Annotated in this window: 24 protein-coding genes and 1 riboswitch; of the genes, 12 read left to right on the forward strand and 12 right to left on the reverse strand. The window is 54.7% G+C overall.

All coding sequences use genetic code 11. The annotated features are described in order from the left end of the window. Positions 1 to 9 precede the first annotated feature (9 nt). Positions 10 to 270, reverse strand: a complete 261-nt coding sequence (locus tag Q1B27_RS15575; protein WP_299848749.1) for a DUF1272 domain-containing protein — start codon at positions 268 to 270, stop codon at positions 10 to 12. A 95-nt stretch (positions 271 to 365) separates the two neighbouring features. Between Q1B27_RS15575 and Q1B27_RS15580 the strand changes: the two genes are divergently transcribed. Next, complete coding sequence (locus tag Q1B27_RS15580; RefSeq protein ID WP_299848750.1) at positions 366 to 1,340, forward strand: DJ-1/PfpI family protein; 975 nt, start codon at positions 366 to 368, stop codon at positions 1,338 to 1,340. 124 nt (positions 1,341 to 1,464) lie between these two features. Here the strand turns inward: Q1B27_RS15580 and Q1B27_RS15585 are convergent, their stop codons facing one another. Beyond that, positions 1,465 to 2,862, reverse strand: coding sequence for a PLP-dependent aminotransferase family protein (locus Q1B27_RS15585; RefSeq protein ID WP_299848751.1), 1,398 nt, complete (start codon positions 2,860 to 2,862; stop codon positions 1,465 to 1,467). On the opposite strand from Q1B27_RS15585, the gene Q1B27_RS15590 reads away from it, so the two are divergent. Continuing rightward, complete coding sequence (locus Q1B27_RS15590) at positions 2,824 to 3,840, forward strand: DMT family transporter (protein ID WP_299848752.1); 1,017 nt, start codon at positions 2,824 to 2,826, stop codon at positions 3,838 to 3,840. The two genes, Q1B27_RS15585 and Q1B27_RS15590, sit on opposite strands and share 39 nt — an antisense overlap. A gap of 32 nt (positions 3,841 to 3,872) precedes the next feature. Here Q1B27_RS15590 and Q1B27_RS15595 read toward each other — a convergent pair whose 3' ends face one another. Genes Q1B27_RS15595 through Q1B27_RS15605 form a run of 3 tightly spaced genes read right to left on the reverse strand, consistent with a single transcriptional unit; the run spans position 3,873 to position 6,309 of the window. Then, a complete protein-coding gene (locus Q1B27_RS15595) occupies positions 3,873 to 4,595 on the reverse strand; it encodes a glycosyltransferase family 2 protein (RefSeq protein WP_299848753.1) in 723 nt (240 codons plus the stop codon). Further along, positions 4,595 to 6,019: a hypothetical protein gene (locus Q1B27_RS15600; protein ID WP_299848754.1), complete on the reverse strand. Its 1,425-nt coding sequence runs from the start codon at positions 6,017 to 6,019 to the stop codon at positions 4,595 to 4,597. Before Q1B27_RS15600 ends, Q1B27_RS15595 begins: the two co-directional genes overlap by 1 nt. A 29-nt stretch (positions 6,020 to 6,048) precedes the next feature. Beyond that, a complete protein-coding gene (locus Q1B27_RS15605; protein ID WP_299848755.1) occupies positions 6,049 to 6,309 on the reverse strand; it encodes a hypothetical protein in 261 nt (86 codons plus the stop codon). A gap of 170 nt (positions 6,310 to 6,479) precedes the next feature. On the opposite strand from Q1B27_RS15605, the gene Q1B27_RS15610 reads away from it, so the two are divergent. After that, positions 6,480 to 7,301, forward strand: a complete 822-nt coding sequence (locus Q1B27_RS15610) for a DUF547 domain-containing protein (RefSeq protein WP_299848756.1) — start codon at positions 6,480 to 6,482, stop codon at positions 7,299 to 7,301. A gap of 256 nt (positions 7,302 to 7,557) precedes the next feature. Then, complete coding sequence (gene murA, locus Q1B27_RS15615) at positions 7,558 to 8,868, forward strand: UDP-N-acetylglucosamine 1-carboxyvinyltransferase (protein WP_299848757.1); 1,311 nt, start codon at positions 7,558 to 7,560, stop codon at positions 8,866 to 8,868. A 184-nt stretch (positions 8,869 to 9,052) separates the two neighbouring features. Here the strand turns inward: murA and Q1B27_RS15620 are convergent, their stop codons facing one another. The 7 genes from Q1B27_RS15620 to Q1B27_RS15650 form a co-directional block, all read right to left on the reverse strand. Further along, on the reverse strand, positions 9,053 to 9,799 hold the full coding sequence (locus tag Q1B27_RS15620; protein WP_299848758.1) for an ABC transporter ATP-binding protein: 747 nt from the start codon (positions 9,797 to 9,799) through the stop codon (positions 9,053 to 9,055). Further along, a complete protein-coding gene (locus tag Q1B27_RS15625) occupies positions 9,796 to 10,650 on the reverse strand; it encodes an ABC transporter ATP-binding protein (RefSeq protein WP_299848759.1) in 855 nt (284 codons plus the stop codon). Before Q1B27_RS15625 ends, Q1B27_RS15620 begins: the two co-directional genes overlap by 4 nt. Further along, positions 10,647 to 11,558 (reverse strand): ABC transporter permease, encoded by a 912-nt coding sequence (locus tag Q1B27_RS15630; protein WP_299848760.1) that lies wholly within the window; start codon positions 11,556 to 11,558, stop codon positions 10,647 to 10,649. Before Q1B27_RS15630 ends, Q1B27_RS15625 begins: the two co-directional genes overlap by 4 nt. Then, positions 11,555 to 12,613, reverse strand: coding sequence for an ABC transporter permease (locus Q1B27_RS15635; RefSeq protein ID WP_299848761.1), 1,059 nt, complete (start codon positions 12,611 to 12,613; stop codon positions 11,555 to 11,557). The genes Q1B27_RS15630 and Q1B27_RS15635 overlap by 4 nt, the downstream gene beginning before the upstream one ends. Continuing rightward, complete coding sequence (locus Q1B27_RS15640) at positions 12,614 to 14,215, reverse strand: ABC transporter substrate-binding protein (protein WP_299848762.1); 1,602 nt, start codon at positions 14,213 to 14,215, stop codon at positions 12,614 to 12,616. 46 nt (positions 14,216 to 14,261) lie between these two features. Beyond that, the gene (locus Q1B27_RS15645; protein ID WP_299848763.1) at positions 14,262 to 15,320 is read right to left on the reverse strand and encodes a dipeptidase; all 1,059 of its coding nucleotides are present in this window, start codon (positions 15,318 to 15,320) and stop codon (positions 14,262 to 14,264) included. Between the two features lie 217 nt (positions 15,321 to 15,537). After that, positions 15,538 to 16,311, reverse strand: a complete 774-nt coding sequence (locus Q1B27_RS15650) for an SDR family oxidoreductase (RefSeq protein ID WP_299848764.1) — start codon at positions 16,309 to 16,311, stop codon at positions 15,538 to 15,540. A gap of 371 nt (positions 16,312 to 16,682) precedes the next feature. Here Q1B27_RS15650 and Q1B27_RS15655 point away from each other — a divergent pair, with 371 nt between their 5' ends. From Q1B27_RS15655 to Q1B27_RS15690, 8 genes are all read left to right on the forward strand, one after another. Continuing rightward, positions 16,683 to 18,650 (forward strand): DEAD/DEAH box helicase, encoded by a 1,968-nt coding sequence (locus Q1B27_RS15655; RefSeq protein ID WP_299848765.1) that lies wholly within the window; start codon positions 16,683 to 16,685, stop codon positions 18,648 to 18,650. A gap of 262 nt (positions 18,651 to 18,912) precedes the next feature. Next, positions 18,913 to 19,033: riboswitch (TPP riboswitch) on the forward strand. A gap of 107 nt (positions 19,034 to 19,140) precedes the next feature. Continuing rightward, on the forward strand, positions 19,141 to 20,940 hold the full coding sequence (gene thiC, locus Q1B27_RS15660; protein WP_299848766.1) for a phosphomethylpyrimidine synthase ThiC: 1,800 nt from the start codon (positions 19,141 to 19,143) through the stop codon (positions 20,938 to 20,940). Further along, complete coding sequence (locus Q1B27_RS15665; protein WP_299848767.1) at positions 20,937 to 21,905, forward strand: FAD-dependent oxidoreductase; 969 nt, start codon at positions 20,937 to 20,939, stop codon at positions 21,903 to 21,905. Before thiC ends, Q1B27_RS15665 begins: the two co-directional genes overlap by 4 nt. Further along, on the forward strand, positions 21,886 to 22,071 hold the full coding sequence (thiS, locus tag Q1B27_RS15670; RefSeq protein WP_367181355.1) for a sulfur carrier protein ThiS: 186 nt from the start codon (positions 21,886 to 21,888) through the stop codon (positions 22,069 to 22,071). The genes Q1B27_RS15665 and thiS overlap by 20 nt, the downstream gene beginning before the upstream one ends. Position 22,072: 1 nt before the next feature. Next, complete coding sequence (locus Q1B27_RS15675; RefSeq protein ID WP_299848769.1) at positions 22,073 to 22,840, forward strand: thiazole synthase; 768 nt, start codon at positions 22,073 to 22,075, stop codon at positions 22,838 to 22,840. Then, positions 22,840 to 23,433 carry a thiamine phosphate synthase gene (locus Q1B27_RS15680; RefSeq protein WP_299848770.1) on the forward strand — a complete coding sequence of 198 codons (594 nt, stop codon included), beginning with the start codon at positions 22,840 to 22,842 and terminating at the stop codon, positions 23,431 to 23,433. The genes Q1B27_RS15675 and Q1B27_RS15680 overlap by 1 nt, the downstream gene beginning before the upstream one ends. After that, positions 23,430 to 24,398, forward strand: coding sequence for a HesA/MoeB/ThiF family protein (locus Q1B27_RS15685; RefSeq protein WP_299848771.1), 969 nt, complete (start codon positions 23,430 to 23,432; stop codon positions 24,396 to 24,398). Before Q1B27_RS15680 ends, Q1B27_RS15685 begins: the two co-directional genes overlap by 4 nt. Beyond that, positions 24,395 to 25,114 carry a hydroxymethylpyrimidine/phosphomethylpyrimidine kinase gene (locus tag Q1B27_RS15690; RefSeq protein WP_299848772.1) on the forward strand — a complete coding sequence of 240 codons (720 nt, stop codon included), beginning with the start codon at positions 24,395 to 24,397 and terminating at the stop codon, positions 25,112 to 25,114. Before Q1B27_RS15685 ends, Q1B27_RS15690 begins: the two co-directional genes overlap by 4 nt. Positions 25,115 to 25,119 lie beyond the last annotated feature (5 nt).

Below are 25,119 nucleotides of genomic sequence, written 5' to 3' on the forward strand. Positions count from 1 at the left end.
GTTTCTCTCCTAATTGATCAGGCTTGGATTGGCGCATTCCGGATGATCTTTGTTAAACCGTACTGACGATGCCGGATTGGAAATCAGATTTTCAGGGGGACGAATAGGCCGTACAACAAGGTTGCCGCCGCAGTTCGGACAAATTTTGTCAAAACGCATCTCAGCGCAATCAGCACAAAATGTACATTCAAAGGTGCAGATCCGGGCGTTTGGTGCTGACGCGGGCAAATCCGTGTCACAGCATTCGCAATTCGGTTTGAGTATTAGCAAGGGAAAGCCTCCTGTTTGTTTCCCTTAGACTATCGATATCCGCTCTGTCATAAATGACAATGAAACCTCGAATTATGCCAAACCACGAGATGGAAATGACCACCAAACGTGTCCTCTTTGTCGTCTACCCGAATATCGTTCTTCTGGATCTCGTCGGTCCGCTACAAATTTTCACGCATGCCAAAGACAGTCAGACCGGCACCGCAGGTTATACGACTTCGATCGCATCTCTGGCAGGCACGGTGATTGCAACAAACACTGTGGTTCCCATTCCAACCGCGCCCATTTCGGACTTCTTAAACCAGAAAATCCATACATTGGTGATCGTAGGTGGAGATGGTGCATATGACGCGATGCAGAGCCGCGCGCTTATTGAAGCAATCAAAAAAATTGGATCACAAGCCGAGCGTGTTTGCTCGGTTTGTTCTGGTGCTCTTGTTCTTGCGGCAGCAGGGTTTCTGGATGGACGAAGGGCCGTAACACATTGGGAAGACTGTAAAAGACTTGCAGAATACTTCCCCGAAGTAAGTGTCGAAGAGAATCCGATTTACATAAAAGACGAAAACGTGTGGACATCAGCCGGCATAACCGCTGGCATGGATATGGCGCTGGCAATCGTCGCCGAAGACCTGGGGCGTTCCACTGCTCTCAAGATGGCTCGGTCGCTTGTGACACATATGGTTCGATCAGGCGGGCAATCTCAGTTCAGCCCGGCCTTGGACCAGCAATTTCTGGATGCAACAGGTCGATTTGATGCGCTTCACAGCTGGATCAAAGAAAATTTGCACCTGGAACTCAAAGTTGATGAATTGGCTGCCAAAGTAAATATGAGTGCTCGGAACTTTTCGCGCCAATATACAGCGCAGATGCGCATCCCCCCTGCAAAGGCCGTCGAAGTCATCCGCACAGAAGTCGCACGCAATCTTCTGGAAACCACCAATTTGAGTGTCAAAAAAATTGCCACACGCTGCGGCTTCAGAGATGATGAACGTCTAAGGCGTGCCTTCTTACGGCAACTGAAAACATCTCCAACCGAGTACCGGCAACGATTTCAGATTGGCCTCGAATGATAATACCAAACCAGCACAACTCAGTTCTTTTCACCCGCTTCTAGGGCTTGGGAAGCAAGCAGAATCAGAAGCCTTTTAAGAAACCCGAACGACAAACGATTATGCTGTTTCGAGATCAAGAAAATCAGTCGGTCAATCTAGCCAAAGTCAATTGCTGACGAAGAACATCCAAGGACGCAGAACCATTCATCTGACTGGCGTTGAAGCGCATGAAGGATTGCATTTTTTGTGAAGGACTAAACACATTACCAGGTGCAAAAACTATCCCTTTCGCCAGCGCTGACCGGGCCAATGTTGCCGCGTCAATCTGATTGGGAAGTTCGCACCAAAGGTAAAAGCCACCCCTGGGCTTCACCCACGGCTTTATCCCCAATGAACCCAATTCACCCTCTGCATCAATACGTGCACGGTCTAGCCGACCCCTTAGCGCCTCCATATGCTTGCGATAGCTGCCATCGGTCAGGGCCGTATGTAGCAATTCCGTCAACATCGGGCTTGGGCCGCCGAAGTTCGTCGCAACTTGGAGGTCAGTCAGCGCCGCAATCCAATCCGGGCGAGCTGCGACATAGCCGCAGCGGAGCGATGCCGATAGCGTTTTCGAAAAACTGCCGATTGATAACACACGGTCATGGCCATCAAGCGCAGCCAAACGCGGCGAGTGATCTGGTTCGAACTCCGAAAAGATTTCATCTTCAACGATCAGCAGATCATAGGCCTCTGCCAACGAAAGGATACGGTGAGCCGTCGCCGCCGTAATTGTTGCCCCTGTCGGATTTTGCAGCGCCGAGTTGGTCAGATAAAGTCGTGGTCTTTGCTCCTTCAATACGCTTTCAAACTGTCGCAGATCAGGCCCGTTTGGCGTGTAAGGATTACTGGCGATGGTGATCTGGTGGGCCCTCAGCAGGGCTTGAAAGTTGAAATAGCAGGGGTCATCAACCAGCACTGTATCCCCGGGCTGCAACAAAAACCTGCAAATCAAGTCCAATGCCTGTGACCCGGAATTGGTCAGCAACACATTGCCTGGATCAACACCAACACCTTGATCGTGAAGTTTGCGTGCAACATAACGGCGCAGATCGACTTGCCCCTGGGCGCTGCCGTAGTCCGTCAGCACAGAGCTCCCAGAGCGCGTCGCACGGCGCATGGCTCGGCGCAGTGAATCGACGGGCATCCAATCGGTAGGCAACCATCCGCACCCAGGTTTTGACACTTCGTCTCCGGCATCGATCGATTGCCGCGCAACCCAAAGCGGGTCCACTTCTCGCTCAAGCTGCGGACCGGTCTGAGAAACCGCGAAAGGCTGGACGCGGTTTGCCACAAAAAATCCCGATCCGCGCCGTGCAAAAATGGTGCCTTCTGCGGCCAACACATCATAGGCTTCAACCACGGTCGACGGGGACAGGTTCAGCGTTGAGGCTAGACCGCGAACTGATGGGAGCTTATCGCCCGCCCCAAGGGCGCGCGACTGTATGCGACGGTTGATATGGTCCATCACGAGGTTTCGCCGGATCGCTTTGGCCATCTCAGACATCCTTTGTATGGGCTTCTTGAGGAGTACAGTTTGGACATATCGTACGGCTTTGTGTCTGCCCTTGCCATCCCGCACAAGCTACAAAACCCGAAAAGGGATATTGCTGTCATGAATTCTTCATTTTCGGGCTGGGGCAGCGGGCTGCTTGGTGTATTGATTTTCAGCGGATCGCTGCCAGCCACACGCGTAGCTGTCGGTGGGTTGGAACCGTTCTTCCTGACATCAGTACGGGCCGTAATAGCGGCTGCACTGGCGCTTGTTTTACTAACCCTCTTCAAACAAAAAAGACCTTCGCGAAGGGATTTGAGATCACTCGGCATTGTGGCTTTAGGAGTGGTCGTCGGATTTCCGCTTTTGACTGCCCTGGCATTGCAACACATCACCGCAGCGCATTCGATTGTCTTTATCGGCCTTTTACCTTTGGCCACAGCCGCTTTCGGCGTGTTGCGCGGGGGCGATTGCCCGAGACTTTTGTTTTGGGTGTTTTCGGTCTTGGGCAGCAGCGCCGTCGTCGGTTTCGCGCTCACCCAAAGTGCGGAAGCATCACTGATAGGTGATATGTTCATGGTGGCTGCAGTCGTCGCGTGCGGATTGGGCTATGCGGAAGGCGCAGTTTTATCGCGCAGGTTGGGCGGCTGGCAGGTTATCTGCTGGGCGTTGATTCTGGCCTTCCCGCTGATGGCGGTTTTTGCGACCGTGACGCGCCCGGAAACACTCGCTGGGCTGAAGATCTCAGTGTGGCTCAGCCTTGGATATGTTTCAGTCTTCTCCATGCTCGTGGGTTTTGTGTTCTGGTACCGAGGCCTGGCTTTGGGTGGAACTGCAGGCGTCGGTCAACTTCAACTCTTGCAACCGTTTTTTGGCTTAATACTTGCTGCAATGCTATTGGCGGAACCCATTGCACCATCCATGATAGGTGTCACAATCTTTGTGGTGGTCTGCGTGGCCGGGGCAAAACGCTTCGCGTGATATTGCATTCGTCCATGCGTGGCAAAACTAGACTATGGTTTCTGCAACCATCTTTTGGGCGCGCGCCAGTCACTCACGGCGGTTCTGATGATGGTTCCAATAATCGCGTGACCCGCCAGAACAGTGCCGCGAATGGTTCCCGAAATCTTGGAAACCCCTATGCGCGCCCGGTAATCGACGGGCACTTCACGAACCGTCAGCTTTTCTTGAATTGCGCGCAGTTGCATCTCAACGGTCCAACCGAAAGCCTGATCCTTCATGCCGATTTGCCGCAACGCATTGGCATCAATCGCACGAAACGGCCCCAGATCGGTATATTGTACTGACCAAAACTGCCATATCAGCCAGCATGCCAGCCAATTGCCAAATCGCTGCGGCAAAGTGAGTGATCCGCGTTCACACCGCCCGAGCCTGCGCGACCCGATAACCAATTGCACGCCATCAGTCGTAATCGGGTCAACCAAACGGTACATCTGCTGCGGATAGTCGCTGTAATCACCGTCGAGAAAGACGATGACATCACAATCTGTCAGGGCCGCGATGCCGGAAAGACATGCGGCACCATATCCCAGCCGGGAAGCGACAACCGTCTTCGCGCCCAATCGTTGCGCTACATCAACTGTGCGATCTGTAGATCCATTATCTGCAACGACAATTTGATCGACCCAATCAGGCACTTCCGCCAGCACAAGACCAATTGCGTCTGCTTCGTTCAATGTTGGGATGACCAACCCAATCCGCGCGGTATTTCGCATCAGACCGCCCCTCTCGGACGACCCAGCATGGCGCCAGGACGCGCTACATCAAACACAATCAAGGCCCAGACAGGAGCCCAAATCGCCCATACAACACCATATCGATAGAGCATTTCCTGACCGTGCGGCGCCAAGTGAAAATAGAGGTAATGCAGCGGCAAGGTGACACCCGCCAAAAGCAATCCACGCACGGGGAAAAAACACAGGAAGGGTGCAATCCAAATAAAGTACCAGGGGGTTTGCGACGGGGAGAGAAGGTAAAGGGCCGCACAGATCAGAAACATCCGTTTGAAGGCCATAAATGTATCCTTGGCACGCCGAATACAGATCGCGACAACAATCGCCAATAACAAGAAGCCGAGGAACATTTGGCTTAGCATAGGCGCGTTTTCATGGTCCGGGACGACAAACCCAAGCAGCCAATCGCTTACCAAAAATGCCGCGGATGACGCCTTCCAGTTCTGAGCAAAGGCAACGAAGCCCGAACTCGTATCGAGTTTTGAGGCGACCACAGGCCAGAAGATCAGAACCAGCAAGAACACCGTAAGTGATACAGCAAGGATAAATATATGGCGCTTTTCAATAAATTGCCGCCAGACCGCTGCGACCATTAGCAAAGGCCAGACTTTCACCCCGGCGGAAACTGTCAAAAAAACCGATGCCCAGACACCGTGCCCTTTTATCATCAAAAGACCGGCTGCAAGTACCGGCAGCATCACGACCGGCTCCATATGGGCAGAATTGGCGATTTCTTTGATCACCAGAGGGTTCCACCAATATAGGGCCAGCCACAATGGGGATCGCCCAAGCGTCACCAAAATGGCATAGATGAAAATCAGGCATCCCAATTCAAGCAAAAAAAGCATGATCCGCCAACCATCAAGATCAAATGGTGCCACGACATGCGAAATCGCAAAGACCGCCTGTGCAACGGGTGGGTAGACGGTTCGATATTCCGGATAATTCACCCGCTCTAGAATTTGACCGGCCCGCTGGGCCAACGCCCGAACATCAGCCGATCCAGCGCTGCCATCCGCTATATCAAGGGGCGAATACTCAAAAGGAGAGTTCCCTGCCACCACGACTGCACCGTCCCAGAGATAGCGATTATAGTCATCCTCCAGCAAGGCTGGCGTGCCCAATTGCACCAGTCGTGCAGCAGCGCCTACAAGCAAAATCAGGATAAGCACGTGCCGGGTTGCAGGCTCCGTCATATTACGGATCAAAACCGGAAGCGAGAAGGTGACAGCCGCGGCTACAAAGATGTAAAGCGACACGAAGACTACGATCGGCATTTCTTCCAACGCAACCTCGTATGCAAAATAAGGCGCTGCGGCCCGCAATGCTAACGACGACGAAAGTAGAAAAAAGCCAAGACACCACCATGCTGCCAAGGTCGGAATTTTGCCGAGGTCAAATTTCATCCATATTCACTTCGGCAGCCAACCGAGCCTCAATTATAGCTTCCGCGCCGAGAGTTCCTCTTCCGCTTTTTCTTGGATTTCTTTTTCTTCTTCTTTTTGGTTTCTTGAAGAATTTGCGAGTTTTTTGCGACGCCCCGGTTCCGTGAATTGGCACGCTCGGTCACAGTGGCCTGTGCGCCTTTGAAGCCGAACAGACCATTGTTAGAATTCTTCTCTGCAGCGGCGCTGCTATTTGCAATCAACATTGCTGCTAAAAGCGCGCTGGATTTCGATAGGATGCGTAGAGACATTATGATCCTGACTTTGAACTGATGAAGCTGGATCACAAGCTAGGCCCAACCGCATTCGCTTGGAACGGAACATTGTTTCACATTTCTGTGCAGAAGATTTGTTTTGCGATCAAGCTGACACAAGGTCATTAAAACCGAAACCAAGGCAAACACCTGTTCAGGGATATTCCATGCTGCGCCGCCTGCTCTTTCTCGCGCTCACACTATCTATTTTGCCTGCGGGTCTGCTTGGCCGTTGGTCCTCCAGCGCACCGGAGGCTTGGGAGCACTGGGAATACCATGATCCCGAAAACAAACACCCAATCAACCACAGTGCCTGGGATAAGTTCCTACAAAAATATGTCCGCCCCGACGGCAATGGATATAACAAATTCGCCTATAGCAGCGTAACTGACACCGACAAGACCAGGCTGGAAACCTATATTGATAACCTTACTCAAATTGAAATAACCGAGCGCGCAAGACCGGTTCAACTTGCGTATTGGATCAATCTCTACAATGCCTTGACCATCAAAGTCGTTCTCGACCACTACCCAGTATCGTCGATCCGAAACATACGTCTTGGCGGAATTTTGAACCGCGGCCCTTGGGACGAAGAGTTGGTCGAGATTGAAGCGGAATCCATTTCTCTGAATGCAATCGAACACGAAATTCTCCGGCCAATCTGGCAAGATCCACGTATTCACTACGCGATCAATTGCGCATCTGTGGGGTGCCCTAACCTGCATCGTCGCGCATTTACCGCAACCAATGTCGACGACTTGCTGGACCAACTCGCAGAGGAGTATCTGAGCCATCCGCGTGGTTTTAAGATCGAGGGTGACATCGTAACGGTGTCATCAATCTTTCAGTGGTTCGCATATGATTTTGGAAATTCCGAAGAGGGCGTTATCAAGCATATTGCACAACATGCACCGGCGAATAAGGTAGAAAAGCTTTTGCAAATCGGTGGAATTTCCGATTCTGAATATGATTGGTCTTTAAACCAATAGAGTCCGCCTAGAAGACTTACACCCCCAGAGAATTTGGTCGATATGCTGCCGACTGTTAGCCGGCAATTTGTTGCTATTGAGAACATGTCCTTCGCCGCCGCATTCGGTATGGGCTTGTCGCTCAGACCGAGATGGGCGTTTGCCACACTCGTCCAATCGAAACCAATTGCCCTTACATCTCCCTGTGCTCCTTCTTCTTGCCACAGTCAGAAACACCGTTAAGGTTTCCGCCAATAAAAATGAAAAGGAAAGAGGCATGGCAGCGCCAAGGGCAAGTGAACGCATCGAATATATTGTGGAAGGAGGTCATCAGCTTTCCGGCAGCATCGAGCCTTCCGGCAACAAGAACGCCGCCCTCCCAATTATTGCGGCGGCGCTTTTAAACAAGCATCCTGTCACGCTGTCCAACGTTCCAAGAATCCGGGACGTCGAAGCTTTGGTCGAATTAATTGCATCCGTTGGTGCCGAAACGGAATGGGTAGGCAGGAATGAGCTTCGTATTCAGGCGCGGGACGTACGGCCAGCAGATCTCGATCCCGATCTATGTGGCCGGATTCGGGCCTCCATACTTCTTGCAGGTCCAATGCTTGCCCGTTGCGGCGAGGTCACGCTTCCTCCGCCAGGGGGCGATGTTATTGGCCGACGTCGGCTTGATACGCACTTCCTCGCGTTGCAGCAATTGGGTGCGGATATTTCGGTAGATGGTTCGTATTCATTCCGCTCAAAGCGTTTGGTTGGCGCAGATGTGTTCATGGATGAACCCTCGGTTACTGCAACTGAAAATGCGCTCAGCGCGGCGGTGGCGGCTGAAGGCACGACCATACTCAGGAATTGTGCTTCGGAACCTCATGTTCAGGATCTGGCACGCTTCCTGATCGCGATGGGCGCAGAGATCGAAGGCATTGGCACGAACTGCATGACGATACATGGGGGGCGCAGTTTGACGTCGGCAAAACATCGGATCGGTACCGATTACATTGAGGTTGGATCTCTGATCGGTCTCGCCGCAGTCACAGATTCTGAACTGCGGATAACCAATGCAGGTGTTGAACATCTTCGTTCGACACTTATGGGTTTCGACAAGCTTGGTGTGCGGTGCATGATCGACGGTGACGATCTTGTCGTACCACGAGGGCAAGAAAAAACGGTGGTACCCGATTTCGGCGGCCACGTTCCGAAAATCGAAGACCAACCCTGGCCCGCCTTTCCCGCCGATACGATGTCGATCGCGATTGTGACGGCGACGCAATGCGACGGCATGGTTCTTATGTTCGAGAAAATGTACGAATCTCGAATGTTTTTTGTAGACAAGTTGATCGCGATGGGCGCGCGGATCGTGCTCTGTGACCCACATCGTGCAGTTATTTCCGGTCCAACCAGACTGCGTGCATCGCGCTTGGAAAGTCCAGACATTCGGGCGGGTATGGCGATGTTGATCGCAGCAATGAGCGCCAAGGGCTCTTCGGTCATCAATAACGCCCAACAGATTGAACGCGGGTATGAGCGAATTGACGAGAGGTTGAACGCCTTGGGGGCCAGAATAACTAGAATACCCGCACGCCTTTGACAGCCTTCAATTGACAGCGCTCGATCTGACGACGTGTCAAATTCCTTTTCAACTGGAAAAGCATGCATAGCGACCCAGACAGCGGTTTGACTATTCTGATGCATGGTTGAGAATGTTTGGCGTGTAATCCGCAGAGCCGAAAAAAGCGAAGGCACAAACGTTCATTTACGCCAACAAGCTGCTTTCAAACGACTGAAGCCTCAAGCAGGGACCTAGAATAGGGATGCTGCGCTTGCATATTACGCAAAGCAGTAACGGTCAAAGTTTCCACGATTTCACCATCTTTCATCACTGCAAGGCGGTCGCACATATGGCTGATCACGGGCAAGTCATGAGATACCATGAGATATGTCAGCTTGTGCTCTTCGCGCAGATCGGTGAGAAGGTTCAGGATTTCCGCTTGAACCGACACGTCCAGAGCCGAGGTTGGTTCGTCCAGCAACAGAATGTCCGGCTCGCCAGCCAATGCGCGGGCAATTGCCACGCGCTGACGTTGTCCACCCGAAAGCTGATGGGGATAGCGGAAGCGAAATTTGCCGCCAAGACCGACATCATCCAGCAACTGACTGACACGCCGGTCTATCCCCTTGAAGCCGCTCAGATTGAGGGCCTCGCTTAGCACCTGGTCGACGGTATGGCGGGGATGAAGCGAAGCGTAGGGATCCTGGAACACCATCTGCACGCGCTTATAGAACTCGCGATCGCGTTTCCGGGGCGACAGTGGCTGGCCCTCGATCTCGATTATGCCCGACCAGTTTTGCGCCAGACCAGTGATCGCCCTGAGGATTGTCGATTTTCCCGAGCCGCTTTCGCCCACAAGCCCAAAGCTTTCACCCGGCGCCACCATGAACGAGGCGTTCCGCACTGCATGGACGAGGTCACGACCGTCACCATACCAGACGTCCAAGCCGTTGACCGCAATCATGCTCATGCGTGGCCCTTCTCGCTTGGTGCATCGGCCCAGGACGGATCCCGTTTCAGCACATCAAGATGTTTCCGGGGTTGGTCGAAACGCGGCAGCGAATTCAGCAACCCCCGGGTATAGGGGTGCGTGGCTTCGTGCAGTTTGTTCGCGGAGCAGGTTTCGACAATGCGCCCGGCATACATGATCAATACCCGGTCGCAGAATTCGGCGACGAGGTTGAGGTCATGGCTGATGAAGATCAGCCCCATGCCGCGGTCTTTCACCAGCTTGTCCATGATGTCCAGCACCTGCCGCTGAACCGTGACATCCAGCGCCGATGTGGGCTCATCCGCGATCAGTATCTGTGGATTGGGGATCAGCATCATGGCGATCATGATCCGTTGCCCCATACCACCCGACATTTCGTGCGGATAGGCGCGCATCACCCGTTCGGGATCGCGAATGGAAACATCGGTCAGCATTTCGACCGACTTCTTCCAGGCCTCAGCCCTGGAGACGCGATTATGCACCAGATAGGCTTCCATGATCTGATCGCCGATGCGCATGACCGGGTTGAGTGAAAACTTCGGGTCCTGCATGACCATCGAAATCTTCTCGCCGCGGATGTCGCGCATTTCCTTTTCGGTCAGGTCCAGCAGGTTGCGGCCTTCAAGGGTGATATGATCCGCCTCAACGATGCCGGGCGGGCGTATTAGCCGCAGAATGGCGCGACCGGTCATTGACTTGCCCGAGCCGCTTTCGCCGACGATGCCCAACCGCTCGCGGCCCAGCGAAAAGGACACACCGCGCACCGCTTCGAAAAGCCCCTGGCGGGTGGGGAACTTGACCCAGAGGTCGCTGACATCAAGCAGGGTCATTGGTTGCTGCCCTTCGGATCAAGCACATCGCGCAACCCGTCGCCCAGCAGGTTGAAGGCGAGGGAAACGGTGAAAATCGCCAGCCCCGGCACCGTGGCGACCCACCAGTGATCAAGGATAAAGCGGCGTCCCCCCGATATCATCGCCCCCCATTCCGGGCTGGGCGGTTGCGCGCCAAGGCCCAGGAACCCCAGTCCAGCAGCGGCAAGGATAATACCGGCCATATCCAGCGTCACCCGTACGATCAGCGACGAGATGCAAAGCGGCCAGATATGTTTGGTGATGATCCGAATGGCCCCTGCCCCTTGCAGGCGAACCGCACTGATATAGTCGGATGACCGTATGGTCAGTGTCTCAGCCCGGGCGATCCGTGCGTAAGGCGGCCACGCGGTCAGCGAAATGGCCAGCACCGCGTTTTCGATCCCTGCCCCCAGGGCCGCAACGAATGCCAGCGCCAGTACCAGTCGTGGGAAAGCCAGAAAAATGTCGGTGATCCGCATCAGCACGACATCAGCCCATCCCCCCATATACCCCGACACGGTGCCGACCAGCAGCCCGGCAATCGGCGCGATCAGCGCCACAAGCGTAACGATATAAAGCGTGATGCGGCTACCATAGATCAGACGGCTGAGGATATCGCGGCCCAGACTGTCTGTGCCCAGTACGTGACCTTCCGTACCAAGGGGTTGCAGCCTATTCGCCAGATCCTGCGCGAATGGATCATGCGGCGCTACCAGTGGCGCGCAGAAGGCAATGAACAACAGAAAGACAAGAATGCCGAGGCCAAACATCGCCATGGTGTTTGACCGGAAGTTCAGCCACCCCTTGTAAAGGCTGGCAAAACGGGCCTGCCGGCGCGAGGTTGGCGCATCCGACAAAAGCCATTCACGGAGTGTCACGTCGCTCATTTCGACCTCGGATCAAAGATGCGGTAGAGAAGGTCCGACAGGATGTTGAGGCAGATGAAGATCAGTCCGACAACCACGGTCCCGCCCAGAACGGCGTTCATATCGGCGCTCAGCAGCGCCGTGGTGATATAGCTGCCGATACCGGGCCAAGAAAAGATGATCTCGGTCAGGACGGAGCCTTCAAGCAGATTGGCATAGCTAAGCGCAATCACCGTGATCAGTTGCACCCTAATGTTGCGAAAGGCATGACGCCAGATCACAGCGCGCTCGGACATGCCCTTGACCCGGGCGGTGATGATGTATTCGGCACTCATCTGTTCCAGAATGAACGAGCGCGTCATGCGGCTGATATAAGCCATCGAATAATATCCCAGCAGCGAAGCGGGCAGGATCAGATGGCTGAAAGCATTGCGGAACACATCCCAATGTCCCGAAATGGCACTGTCTATCAGGATCATGCCGGTGCGGGTTGGCACGATATCCTGATAGAAAATATCAAGGCGGCCCGGCCCGCCGACCCAGCCCAGGATGCCATAAAAGATCAAAAGCCCCATGAGGCCCAGCCAGAAGATCGGCATCGAATAGCCTACAAGAGCGACGACACGAGCAATCTGGTCGATCCAGGAACCGCGCCGCACCCCGGCAATCACGCCCAGGGGAACGCCAACCAAAACACCAAAGATCGTGCCCAGCGTGGCCAGTTCCAGTGTGGCCGGAAAGACGCGGGCAATATCCTCGGACACGGGTCGCGCATTCAGCAGCGACATGCCGAAATCGCCCCGCACGACATCGCTTATGTAATAGAAGAACTGCACGATTATAGGCCGGTCCAGCCCAAGCTGTTCGTAGACCGCATCGTAGGTTTCCTTTGACGCCCGTTCCCCGACGATGGCGAGAACCGGGTCGATCGGCATGACCCGCCCGATGATGAAGGTCACCAGCAAAAGGCCCAACATCGTGACCGCAACGGAAAGCAGGCTGCTGCCCGCTGTCTTCAGGAAAGGTGCGAAGGACGCGCGCTTGCGCCCTTCGCGTTTGCTTTCGGCCAGAGCCATCTACTTTGTGACCGGCCAGTAGGATACGGCCGTGGTCGCACCACCCAGGTTGAGGTTCTGGACATTGTCGCGCATCGCGGCCTGTTCGATCTTCTGGAACATCACCACGAAGGGCGAAGTTTCGCGGAACTGGGCCTGAATGTCAGCATACATAGCCGCGCGCTTGTCCCGATCATTCTCGACCACGGCAGCGGCGGTTTTCTCGGTCAGCCCACCGGTATCCCAGGAGTTCCGCCAGGCCAGCAGACCAGTGGCTTGCGCCGCGTCGGAATTATCGGGGTTATAGGTGAACGTGCCCGCGTTGGTGTGCGGATCAGGATAATCCGGGCCCCAGGCGCCGACATAGACATCCAGTTCACGCGACCGGTACCGGGCTAGGATCTGCTTGGCAGTGCCCACGGTGATATTCAGCTTGATACCAACCTGCGCCAGCGCGTTCTGGAAGGTCTGGGCGATCTCAATACGCTCCTGTGCTTCGCGTACACCGGCCTCAAGCTCGATCCCCTCGGGAAAACCTGCCGCGGCCAGCAATTCCTTGGCTTTTTCGACGTTCATGCTGAACGGATTTTCATCCACCGCACCAAGAAAGGTCTTGGGCAGGAAATTCTGATGCGTGACATATTGCCCGTTGAGGAAACTGTTTTGCATCCCCTCGTAATCCACCAGATATTTCATCGCCTGCCGCACCTCGGGCTTGGAAAGCTCGGGGTGTTTCTGATTGAACGAAAGATACATCAGGCGGCCACGCAATTCGTCATAGATCTTGACACCCTCTGCCTCGCGCGCACCGGCAATGTCCTCGGGGTTGAGGTTACGGGCCACATCGATGTCGCCACGCTCCAGCAGCAAGCGCTGGCTGGCGCTTTCCGCGACATGCCGTACGATCACGCGCTCCATCGCGGGCGCACCCAGATAATAGTCAGGGTTCGATTGCAGCGTCACACTTTCATTGGGCTTCCAGCTGACCAGAGAATAGGCGCCCGACCCTGCGGTGTTGGTCTTGAGCCAGGTGTTGCCCATGTCGCCATCGGCCTCGTTGGCCATGACAGTCTGCATGTCGACGATACCGCCAATGGTCGAGGTCAGGCAGTTCAGGACGAAAGAGAGCGCATAGGGCTTGTCGGTGGTGATCGTGACCGTGTTGCCATCGATCTTGATCGTGTCGCCCACATTCTCCTCGTTAAATCCAAACTGGGTCAGGATGAACGCAGGTGTCTTGTTCAGGATAACCGCGCGGCGCAGCGAAAATTCCACATCCGCCGCCGTGATCGGGTTGCCCGAATGGAATTTCAGCCCCTCGCGGATGGTAAAGGTGATCGACTTGCCATCATCGCTGACCGTCCAGCTTTCGGCAATCTCGGGCTGGTAGCCCGCCTCAAGATCGGCAGGATCGAAATTCACCAGTTTCATATAGACATTGCGGCTGACGTCAGAGCCCGCGAATTCAAAGCTTTCCGCCGGATCCAGCGTGGTGATGTCGTCGATCCTGTTGGCAATCACCAGCATGTTGGGGGGCGTTTCGGCCTGCGCCATTGGCACCGCCGTAACCGCGACCGCAAGCCCAAGGGCCGCGCCGGTCAATAATTTGGTCAGGACATTCATCTTTTTTCCTCTCCTCTTGTTAATTCAATTCCAGCCCGCTGATGCGTCAGGACCCCCAGGTCTTTTCCAGCACTCGCAGCCAGTTTTCGTGGCACAGTTTCCTGATGAGGGGTTCATCATATCCGTGCTCTGTCATTGCCTGTCTCAGTTTCGGCAGACCCGCCACTGTGGTCAGGTCTTCGGGGACAACCGCCCCGTCATAATCGGAGCCCAGCCCAACACGATCCTCGCCCAGCAAGGTCATCAGGTGATCGAGATGCCTGATAACCTGTGTCAGCGGGACATCCGCCAGCATCCGGCCGTCTTCGCGCAGGAACGCGACCGCAAAGTTCAGACCGACCATGCCGTCGCTTTCGGCAATCGCGCGCAACTGATCGTCGGTCAGGTTTCGCGAATGCGGGCAGAGCGCGTGAGCATTGGAATGCGTCGCCGCCAATGGCTTTTCGGAGTGGCGGGCCACATCCCAGAAGCCTGCCTCGTTCAGATGCGACAGGTCCAGCATGATGCCAAGTTCACCGCAGCGGCGCACAAACCGGACACCAAGATCAGTCAAGCCATCGCCGATATCCGGCGTCGACGGAAAGCGGAACGGAACGCCATAACCAAAGTCGGTGTCGCGGCTCCAGACCGGCCCGATGGAGCGCAGCCCGGCCGCATAAAGAACATCAAGCGCATGCAGATCGGGGTCAATCGCCTCGCCCCCCTCGATGTGAAAAATCGCGGCGATCTTGCCCATGTCGATTGCCTTGCGGATATCAGCCACGGTGCGACAGATGGTCAAAGCGCCAAGCCGCTCAAGCTCATACAGAATCGCGGATTGGGCAAGCGCGACTAGCAGAGCCTCTTTAAGTTCGATGGGCGCGGGCAAAGGCAGGTCATAGGATGCCTTTGTCATCTCTTCATATTTGTCGTCCAGATCAGTCGGCGACGGGACATAAACGGCAAAGAAACCGCCTGCAAAACCACCCTTTTGCGCCTTGGGCAGATCGATGGCACCATCGCGGCCCTCGATGAAACTGCGCGCCTGGCCTACGCCACCCGCACGAAAAAGCTTGGACAAAACATCGTTGTGACCGTCAAAGATGACAGGCTCGACGCACGCCATATAGCGGCCCCTCGACAATTCAAGAACAGGTGTGACGATAGCACTATGCCCGCGCAAGCCAAGTCGAAAAGTAAACGGGAAGATGTTGGAGTTGCCGGACTTTCAACTCCAGGCATCACAGGCACCCAGAAATCCCTGCTACTTACCAGCCAACATAACGTCTGAACAAAGCTGCGCGACCGATGAAATTGCCTGATCGACATCATTGCAACGGGTTTCAGTAATGAGAGACATATCCGCCATCGACAGCCAGTACCTGGCCCGTGACATAGGATGCCGCAGGAGAGGCAAGGAAGAGCACGGCCGGCGCCAACTCTGCCGGTTCACCCCAACGCCCCAGCGACGTACTCAGCGCCAGCCGGTCTGCAATCGCGGGATCTGACGCGGCCTTCCGGTTCGGTTCTGTCTTGAAAAAACCAGGCGCCACGGCATTCACGTTGATGCCCATTGGTCCAAGCTCGGCCGCCAAGGCGCGCGTAAGCCCGACAAGACCGGCCTTGGCTGTCGTGTAAGCCGCGTCGCCCGATTGCGCGATCAGGCCAGCGATGGATGCGATATTGACGATACGACCCTTAGAATTTTTAGAAATCATTGTCCCTGAAGCGCGCTGCGCCAAAAGAAATGGCGCGACAAGATCTACGTCCAGAAGGTTCCGCACATCCTCACGGTTGAAATCAACAAATGCGCGACGGTCGCGCTGGCCCACGTTATTGACCAATATATCTAACCCGCCACCGGTCGCCTCGATCTTATTGAATGCTGCCTCAATCTCATTTTCATTGGCGACGTCAAAGGCTAATGCCCTCGCCTCGCCCCCCTCTTCTGCAATGCGTTCAACCGTGGCCTGCACAGTGTCGAAAGTTCTCCCATTCACCCAAACCGTTGCCCCTGCCTCGGCAAAAAGGCGTGCAATCTCAAACCCCAGACCGCTGGTGCTGCCCGTCACCAACGCATGCTGTCCTGCTAGGGAAAATGGTCCGAAATTCTGCATGATGTAACTCCCGAGAGGAACGGTGTGTTCGATTGTCAACTCGCATCGTATGACATCGCAATCTGCGCCGATTTCGTAAAGCAGGAGCGGTTTTCCCGACAACCCAAGCGCTGCCTTACCACACGATCGCCTAGGTCGATGCTTGTACGGTTCGTTATATCTGCACAACCGAAAGTACAAAGCAAACAAGGGAAACCGCAATTCCAAAACTGAAAACAATCGTCTTACCCGCATTCAGAAACTATACATTCACAATAGCATGATCTATGGAGCGCGCTTGTGCTTGCCAGATGCCTTTGCGCCACCGCATGCGGACGCAGGGTTTGGTGTTAGATCAACAAGCCGCACCTGAATAGAAAAGAACCATCATCGTGAAAAAAGCTCTCCAAGACGCTCTAGAAGAGCGCGGCTACGCAGCCCTTACGCCTGTGCAGCAAGCTGTATTGGATCCCGATATGGAAGGGCTCGACTTGCTGGTTTCTGCCCAGACGGGCTCGGGCAAAACACTTGGATTCGGATTAGCGATTGCGCCGACCTTGCTGGGTGACGATGAAATGTTCCAATCGGCAGACGCACCCCTTGCACTGGTGATCGCACCAACCAGAGAATTGGCATTGCAGGTAAAGCGCGAGCTAAGCTGGCTTTATGCTAAGGCCGGTTCTATTGTGACATCCTGCGTCGGAGGCATGGATATGCGTGACGAGCGTCGCGCCCTAGGGCGCGGTGCGCATATCGTCGTTGCCACACCTGGGCGATTGCGCGACCACATCATGCGCGGGTCGATCAACCTAAGCAACCTGCGCGCCGTGGTTCTGGATGAAGCGGACGAGATGCTTGATCTCGGGTTTCGCGAAGATCTTGAATTTATCCTTGGCGAAGCACCGCAAGATCGTCAGACACTACTATTTTCGGCGACGGTTCCTAAAGCGATTACAGGGCTTGCGAAAAACTACCAAAAGGATGCCATCCGCATTGTCGCCAAATCCGAGCAGATGCAACATGCGGATATCACCTATCAGGCAATGATGGTGTCGGAACGTGATACCGAAAACGCTGTGATCAACACTTTGCGGTTTTTTGAGGCACCAAATGCCATTGTGTTCGGAAATACGCGCGCGATGGTCAATCGACTAACAACCCGACTTTCCAATCGCGGATTTCAGGTTGTTGCGCTATCCGGAGAGTTGTCACAATCCGAACGCACGAATGCATTGCAGTCGATGCGTGATGGGCGAGCACGGGTTTGCGTCGCTACAGATGTCGCCGCCCGCGGCATTGATCTGCCAAACTTGGATCTGGTGATCCATGCAGAACTGCCATCGAACCACGAAACGCTGCTGCATCGATCTGGGCGCACGGGGCGCGCCGGGCGCAAAGGTGTCAGCGCCTTGGTCGTAACAAAGAAGTCGCGCAAAAAAGCAGAACGTATTCTGAATATGGCCAAGCTGAAGGCGGATTGGACCAACGCGCCCTCTGCCGAAGCGGTAAAGGCTCGCGACGAAGATCGTATGTTGGCGGATTCGAACTGGCAGGCCATGACAACCGAGACCGAAATCGAAACCGTCGATAAGCTGGTGTCGAATTTCACGCCGCAACAGCTCGCTACCGCCTATTTACGTCTCTATCGTGCGGGCCATTCATCGCCAGAGGAATTGTCGGATGTTGACGCACAACCAACTCCGCGTGCCGAATTTGGCCCCAGCACATGGTTCTCTATATCTGGTGGGCGAGACGCTGGCGCTGAGCCTCGACGCCTATTACCCTTGCTGTGCAAGGCCGGCGATCTGACCAAAGACGATATCGGCGCAATTCGAATTCAGCAGGAACAGTCGTTCGTCCAAATATTGAAAACACGCCTTCCATCCTTCTTGGCTGCGGTCGGCCCGGAAATGACGCTTGAGGCTGGTACGACACTGAAACAGCTGTCCGAACCACCCGTTTTGGAACGTTCAAATCGTGGCGCCAAGACGCTACATCGCAAGGCTAATTCGAAGAAAACTTATCCGGCCAATGCGGCATCAACTCAGCCTATTGATTGGAATGACGAACCGGCCCCTCGCACTAAAAAACCCAAACCGCTGACAAAATCAGAAAAGTCGAAAACCCGGAAAAACCCATCGGCCATTGAAAAACACAAGCAGGGTGGGAAAAAACCTGTCCAACCATTGAACGACGACGAAAGGCCCGTGCGCGCCGGAAAACCTCGTCATAAAGGCCCACCACCACCGGTTGGAAAACAATCAAGCAAAAAGAACAAAGCAAGGGCACTTGCGGCTTCGAAGAACACCGGGTCGGGAAAGCGAACCAAAAATACACGCCGCAAGCCTACAGAAAACTGACCACAATCACAGGTTGCAGTTCGAGTTGGCGCTATCAATGATTTCCACCGGAATGGGCGCTGATCGAACTCCCTGACGAAGCTTTTTGTAGAAAATTCAAAAAATCTGTACGGATCAAGATCAAAATTTATAGACACTTTTTATATAATATATCAAATACTTAAAATTGATCACATTCCAGACTACGTTCATTCAACAGCCTCACTCCACCAAGTATGTCGGAATTTCCCGCTTGACCACCTGTCGCGACTTGATCTACCCGAAGTTTACGCAGGGGGGTCCCGCTTAGGGGACTGAGAGGCTGACAGGGCAATTGCCCGGTGACGCGACCCTTTGAACCTGACCCAGTTGATACTGGCGTAGGAAGCTAGGGCGCGAATGCGGGTTAATGACATCCGTTTTTGGTCCGCTGAAGGGGTTGTCCTTCGATGTTTCCCAAGCCGAGACTCATCTGGTGTCTTTTTGAGTAATTCGCTTGAGGAGCACCATCATGAACGTCCCAAATCTCAAGATAACCACAGGTAATTTGCCCGGATCGCGGAAAATCTATGTAAACGGCACTCGACACCCGGATATTCGCGTCCCGATGCGCGAAATCTCTGTGCATCCCACGGCTGGAGAACTGCCATTGCCCGTCTATGACAGCTCTGGTCCCTATACCGATCCCGAAATTGCTACAGATATTCGCCAAGGTCTCCCCCCGATGCGGCGCAACTGGATCGAAGCCCGTGACGATGTCGAAGAATATCAGGGACGTGACATAAAGCCCGAAGACAATGGATTTGTCAGCGAGCAACGACTGACGCCGGAATTCCCGATGAAACGCCTCCCATTGCGCGCCAAGGGGCCTGAGGCAGTGACCCAACTGGCCTATGCCCGTTCAGGCATCATTACACCCGAAATGGAGTTCATTGCGATCCGCGAAAACCAGATGCGAGAGGCCATCACGGAAACACGCAGTGGCAATGATTGGGGGGCAAATATTCCGGATTACGTGACACCAGAATTCGTGCGCGACGAAGTTGCCGCAGGCCGTGCCATTATCCCGGCAAACATCAATCATCCCGAAATTGAACCGATGATCATTGGTCGCAATTTCCTCGTCAAGATCAACGCGAACATGGGGACGTCGGCGGTAACCTCGTCGATGGAGGAAGAAGTCGACAAATTGATCTGGGCGACCCGTTGGGGCGCGGATACCGTGATGGATCTTTCCACGGGACGCAATATCCACAACACCCGCGAATGGATCATTCGCAACGCGTCGGTGCCTATCGGAACGGTGCCAATCTACCAGGCGTTGGAAAAAGTAAATGGCATCGCCGAAGACCTGAATTGGGAGGTTTTCCGGGATACGTTGATCGAACAGGCGGAACAGGGCGTCGATTATTTCACGATTCATGCGGGCGTGCGCCTGCACATGGTGCCGATGACCGTTAACCGGGTGACCGGGATCGTTTCGCGAGGCGGCTCGATCATGGCGAAATGGTGCTTGCATCACCATAAGGAAAGCTTCCTCTACGAGCATTTCAGTGAAATCTGCGACATCTGCCGGGCCTATGATGTCAGCTTTTCGCTGGGCGATGGATTGCGGCCAGGCTCTATCGCCGATGCCAATGACGAAGCGCAGTTCGCTGAACTGGAAACCTTGGGTGAACTAACAAAAATTGCATGGTCCAGGGATTGCCAGGTGATGATCGAAGGACCCGGGCACGTTGCCATGCACAAGATCAAGGAAAACATGGATAAACAGCTGGAGTGCTGTCACGAGGCGCCTTTCTATACGCTGGGGCCGCTTACGACGGACATCGCACCGGGGTACGACCACATCACCTCGGGCATCGGGGCGGCGATGATCGGTTGGTTTGGCTGCGCAATGCTTTGTTATGTGACGCCCAAAGAACATCTTGGCCTGCCTGATCGTGACGACGTAAAAACCGGCGTGATCACCTACAAGATTGCCGCGCATGCGGCTGACCTTGCCAAGGGTCTGCCAGGGGCACAGCGGCGGGACGATGCCCTTTCGCGCGCCCGGTTCGAGTTCCGCTGGGAAGATCAGTTCAACCTTTCGCTTGATCCCGATACGGCACGAGACTTCCACGACCAGACGTTGCCGAAAGAGGCTCATAAAGTCGCGCATTTCTGTTCGATGTGCGGGCCAAAATTCTGCTCCATGCGGATCAGCCACGACATCCGCGCCGAAGCCCAGAAAGAAGGGATGGAAGCAATGGCTGAGAAATTCCGCGAAGGGGGTGAACTCTATCTGCCCGTGGAGGAGCCAGGCGAATGATCGCCATTGCCGGGGCTGGCTTGGCTGGCCTCGCCTGCGCCCTTGAGCTGTTGCAGCGCGGGGCAAAGGTAACCTTGTTCGAGCGCAGTGAAAAAATAGGCGCGAATAGCGTCGCGCGCTTCGCTGGTGGGATGCTAGCACCTTGGTGCGAACGCGAAAGCGCAGAGGAAACCGTTATCACATTGGGGGCCAATGCAGCCGATTGGTGGGCGCGTGTTACTAAGGTCAACCGCACCGGCACGCTTGTACTTGCCCCACCGCGCGACCGAAGTGAATTAGCCCGTTTCGCGCGACGCACACGCGGCTACACACAAGTTTTGGATGCAGGAATCACAGAGCTTGAATCTGATTTGTCCGGAAGATTTCCCAAGGGGCTTTTCTTTGCCGAAGAATCCCACCTGAATCCGCGTCAGGCGCTGGCCAATCTTGCGGATGCGATAGGTGAACTCGGCGGGGAAATTCGCCTTGGCACCCCCGCCCCGGCTCAGGTTGATCTGGACTGCACCGGGATGGCCGCCCCTCTGACAGGGCTGCGCGCCGTTCGTGGTGAAATGGCGATTTTGCACTGTCCCGCAGTTTCGTTGACCAGAACAGTACGCCTGTTGCACCCCCGCATACCGCTTTACCTCGTGCCGCGCGGCGACAGTATTTATATGCTTGGCGCGACGATGGTCGAAAGTGATTCCACTCGCCCACCAACAGCGCGTGCACTCATGGAATTGCTTGGGGCAGCATATGCCCTGCACCCCGCATTTGCCGAAGCATCCGTGGTCGAAACGGGCGCTGGACTACGCCCCGCTTTCGATAACAACCTGCCACGCCTTATCCAGCAAAATGGAACGCTTCACCTCAATGGCCTCTATCGCCACGGCTTTCTGCTTGCGCCTGCTTTGGCGCGCGAGGCTGCCAATCAACTCCTTCCGGAGACGCCAAATGAAAATCCTCATGAATGCCAAACCGTTTGAAGTCGCGCACGAAAAACTTGACGAAGTTCTAAGGGAGCTCGGGGTCACCAGCCCGTCGATTGCAACCGCGATCAACGGCACCTTCGTCGCCCGCAGCCAGCGCAATGCAGTCGTTCTGAAAGAAGGTGATCGGCTTGAAGTGCTGTCACCGATGCAAGGAGGCTGAGATGCAGATTTACGGACAAGACATTGGCTCTGCGTTATTGCTCGGAACAGCACAGTATCCTTCACCCGCGATCCTCAAAGCGGCGATCAAAGCCAGCGGCAGTGAGATTATCACCGTCAGCCTGCGCCGGGAAACCGCTGACGGATCCGGTGCTGGATTTTGGGATACTTTGCGCGACACGCCCTGTCACATTCTGCCCAATACCGCGGGTTGCCATTCAGTTCAGGAAGCCGTGACAACGGCCATGATGGCACGTGACCTCTTCGATACAAACTGGATAAAACTCGAAGTCATCGGTCATGCCGACACGTTGCAACCCGACGTTTTCGGGTTGGTCGAAGCCGCGCGCATACTAAGCGCAAATGGCTTCAGCGTATTCCCTTATACAACGGATGACCTGATCGTTGGTGAAAGGCTTCTTGAAGCGGGATGCGAAGTGTTGATGCCCTGGGGCGCACCAATTGGCTCAGGTCAAGGCCTGCGCAACCCGGACGCCTTGCGTTCGATGCGGGCGCATTTCCCGGATGTGCCGCTCATTGTCGACGCTGGCATCGGCTGCCCCTCTGATGCGACACGGGCAATGGAGCTGGGCATAGATGCCGTATTGACGAACACCGCCGTGGCCAAGGCCGGTGATCCGGTCAGCATGGCGCGAGCCATGTCACTTGCCATCAAGGCCGGCAAGCTCGCGCATGACGCCGATCCGATGGAGAGGCGAGATATGGCCGTTCCTTCAACACCAATGCTAGGCATGGCGGAGTTGATCTGATGGAGAGGTTCTATCTGATCGTTAGCCATGTCGGGCAACTGGAACTGCTCGTGCCGCAAGGGGTGCGGTTGGTTCAACTCAGGATCAAGGGTCAGCCTACAGCAGAGGTCCGCCGTCAGATCGCTCGTGCCCGTGATTTCTGTGCGGTCCACGGTGCACAATTGGTGGTCAATGACTTCTGGCAAACGGCGCTGGATTTAAAATGCAATTTTGTCCACCTCGGGCAAGAGGATATGGATAGCGCGGATTTTGCTGCGCTGCGCCGTGCCGATATTCGCCTTGGATTTTCCACCCATGACGAAGCAGAGCTTGAACGCGCATTGTCCCACGATCCCGATTATGTGGCCTTGGGTTCGATCTATCCGACGCGCCTTAAAGAAATGAAATGGAAGCCACAGGGACTTGAAAAACTGACGAACTGGAAAAGAAAGATCGGCAAAATACCTCTGGTTGCCATTGGCGGTCTGACGGTCGAGCGATTGCCCAGAATCTTCGCCGCAGGCGCTGACAGCGCGGCTGTCGTAACCGACATACAAGCCGCCGCTAACCCCGAGGCGCGTACACGTGAATGGATCAAGGCTTGCAAGACATGAAACGTTATGCACGCCAGATGATCCTGCCGGGGATTGGGATTAAAGGACAATCCAGGCTGAATGAAGCGCATATTTTGGTGGTGGGCGCAGGCGGGCTTGGGTGCGCGGTTCTCAGTTATCTCGCTTCCGCCGGTGTCGGTCAGATTACGCTCTTCGATCCGGATATTGTTGAGGAAACCAATCTGCACCGTCAGGTGCTATATCGTATGGCAGATTTGGGCCGACCCAAGGCGATTGCCGCCCGCACACACTTGTTGGCCACAAATCCGGATTTGGTTCTGCATGCCCATGTTCAATCTATTGACCCGGCAAACGCACCCGACGTGATCAGAAGCGCCGATCTGGTGATCGATGCGGCAGATAGTTTCGCAGCGTCTTACACGCTTTCTGATATTTGTCTGAGAGAGGCCAAGCCGTTGATTTCCGCCAGCGTCGTGGGTCAAGCAGGATATGTTGGCGGATATTGTGGCTCTGCACCTTCCCTCCGCGCGGTCTTCCCAGATCTTCCTCCAAGCGAAATCAGTTGTGCAAGCAATGGTGTTATGGGTCCGGTTGTCGGCTTAATTGGCACGGTCCAGGCACAGATGGCGCTACAGGTTTTGATCGGGCATGATCCATCCCCACTGGGCCGTGTCGTGACGGTCGACGCCGCAACCTGGCAATCAAGCAGCTTTACATTCCACAGCGCGCCAGAACCAGAAAGTTACTTTCCTTTTCTCGCCCATAAGGACCTGACGCCACAGGATCAGATCTTCGATCTCAGAAGCACTGCTGAAACGCCTGTCTTGATCACCCCCAACGCCATCCGTAAATCACAGCAGGATCTCATCAGTTTTGATCCTGAAAGCGATGGTCGAGTGGTTCTTTGCTGTTCAAGTGGTCTTCGCGCCTGGCGCGCAGCATTGCAGCTACATTCCCGCGGCTTTCGGGATATGGCACTTCTTGCGGACCGCAACCACAGATGACCTGTCTTCTTGTCATCGCGGGAACCGATAGCAGTGGTGGCGCAGGTTTGACGCGCGATACTGCTGTAGCGCAGGATTTGGGTCTGTGGATCAAACCGATCATCACGTCTGTTACCGCACAATCTGACTGCGCTTTACATGAAATTTACCCCATACCGCCTGCGACAATCACGGCTCAGATCGCTGCGGCATTTCAAACCAACAGCCCCAATGCCGTGAAAATCGGCATGCTTGGCTCGTCTGTCGCCGCCGAAGCAGTGACCAAGGTGCTTGCCCAGTACGATATCCCGATTGTTGTTGATCCGGTTCTGAAAACCAGCTCTGGCAGTGCTCTCTTTTCGGGTCCATTTCCCAACAAACTGTTCAGAAAGACAGATGTGTTGACACCGAACTTGCACGAAGCTTCCATATTGACCAATACGCCTGTCGCCCAGTGCCTCAATAGCGTTGTCGAACAAGCAAAGCTCTGTCGTCAGATAACCGGTGCGCAGTCGGTGTTGATAAAAGGTGGCCACTCTGACCATTCCCAATGCACAGACATACTATGCGACAGCGACGGCATCCACCAATTCTCATCCCTACGCATCCAGATCGAGAAGCGCGGCACGGGATGCACTCTTGCCACGGCAATCGCGTGTTTTCGTGCAAAGGGATTTACCGCGCACGACGCGTGTCACGAGGCAAAAAAATATGTGACCAACTGGATCAATTCCTAGGCTTC

Source organism: uncultured Roseovarius sp. (assembly GCF_947489715.1).
Classification (GTDB): Bacteria; Pseudomonadota; Alphaproteobacteria; order Rhodobacterales; family Rhodobacteraceae; genus Roseovarius.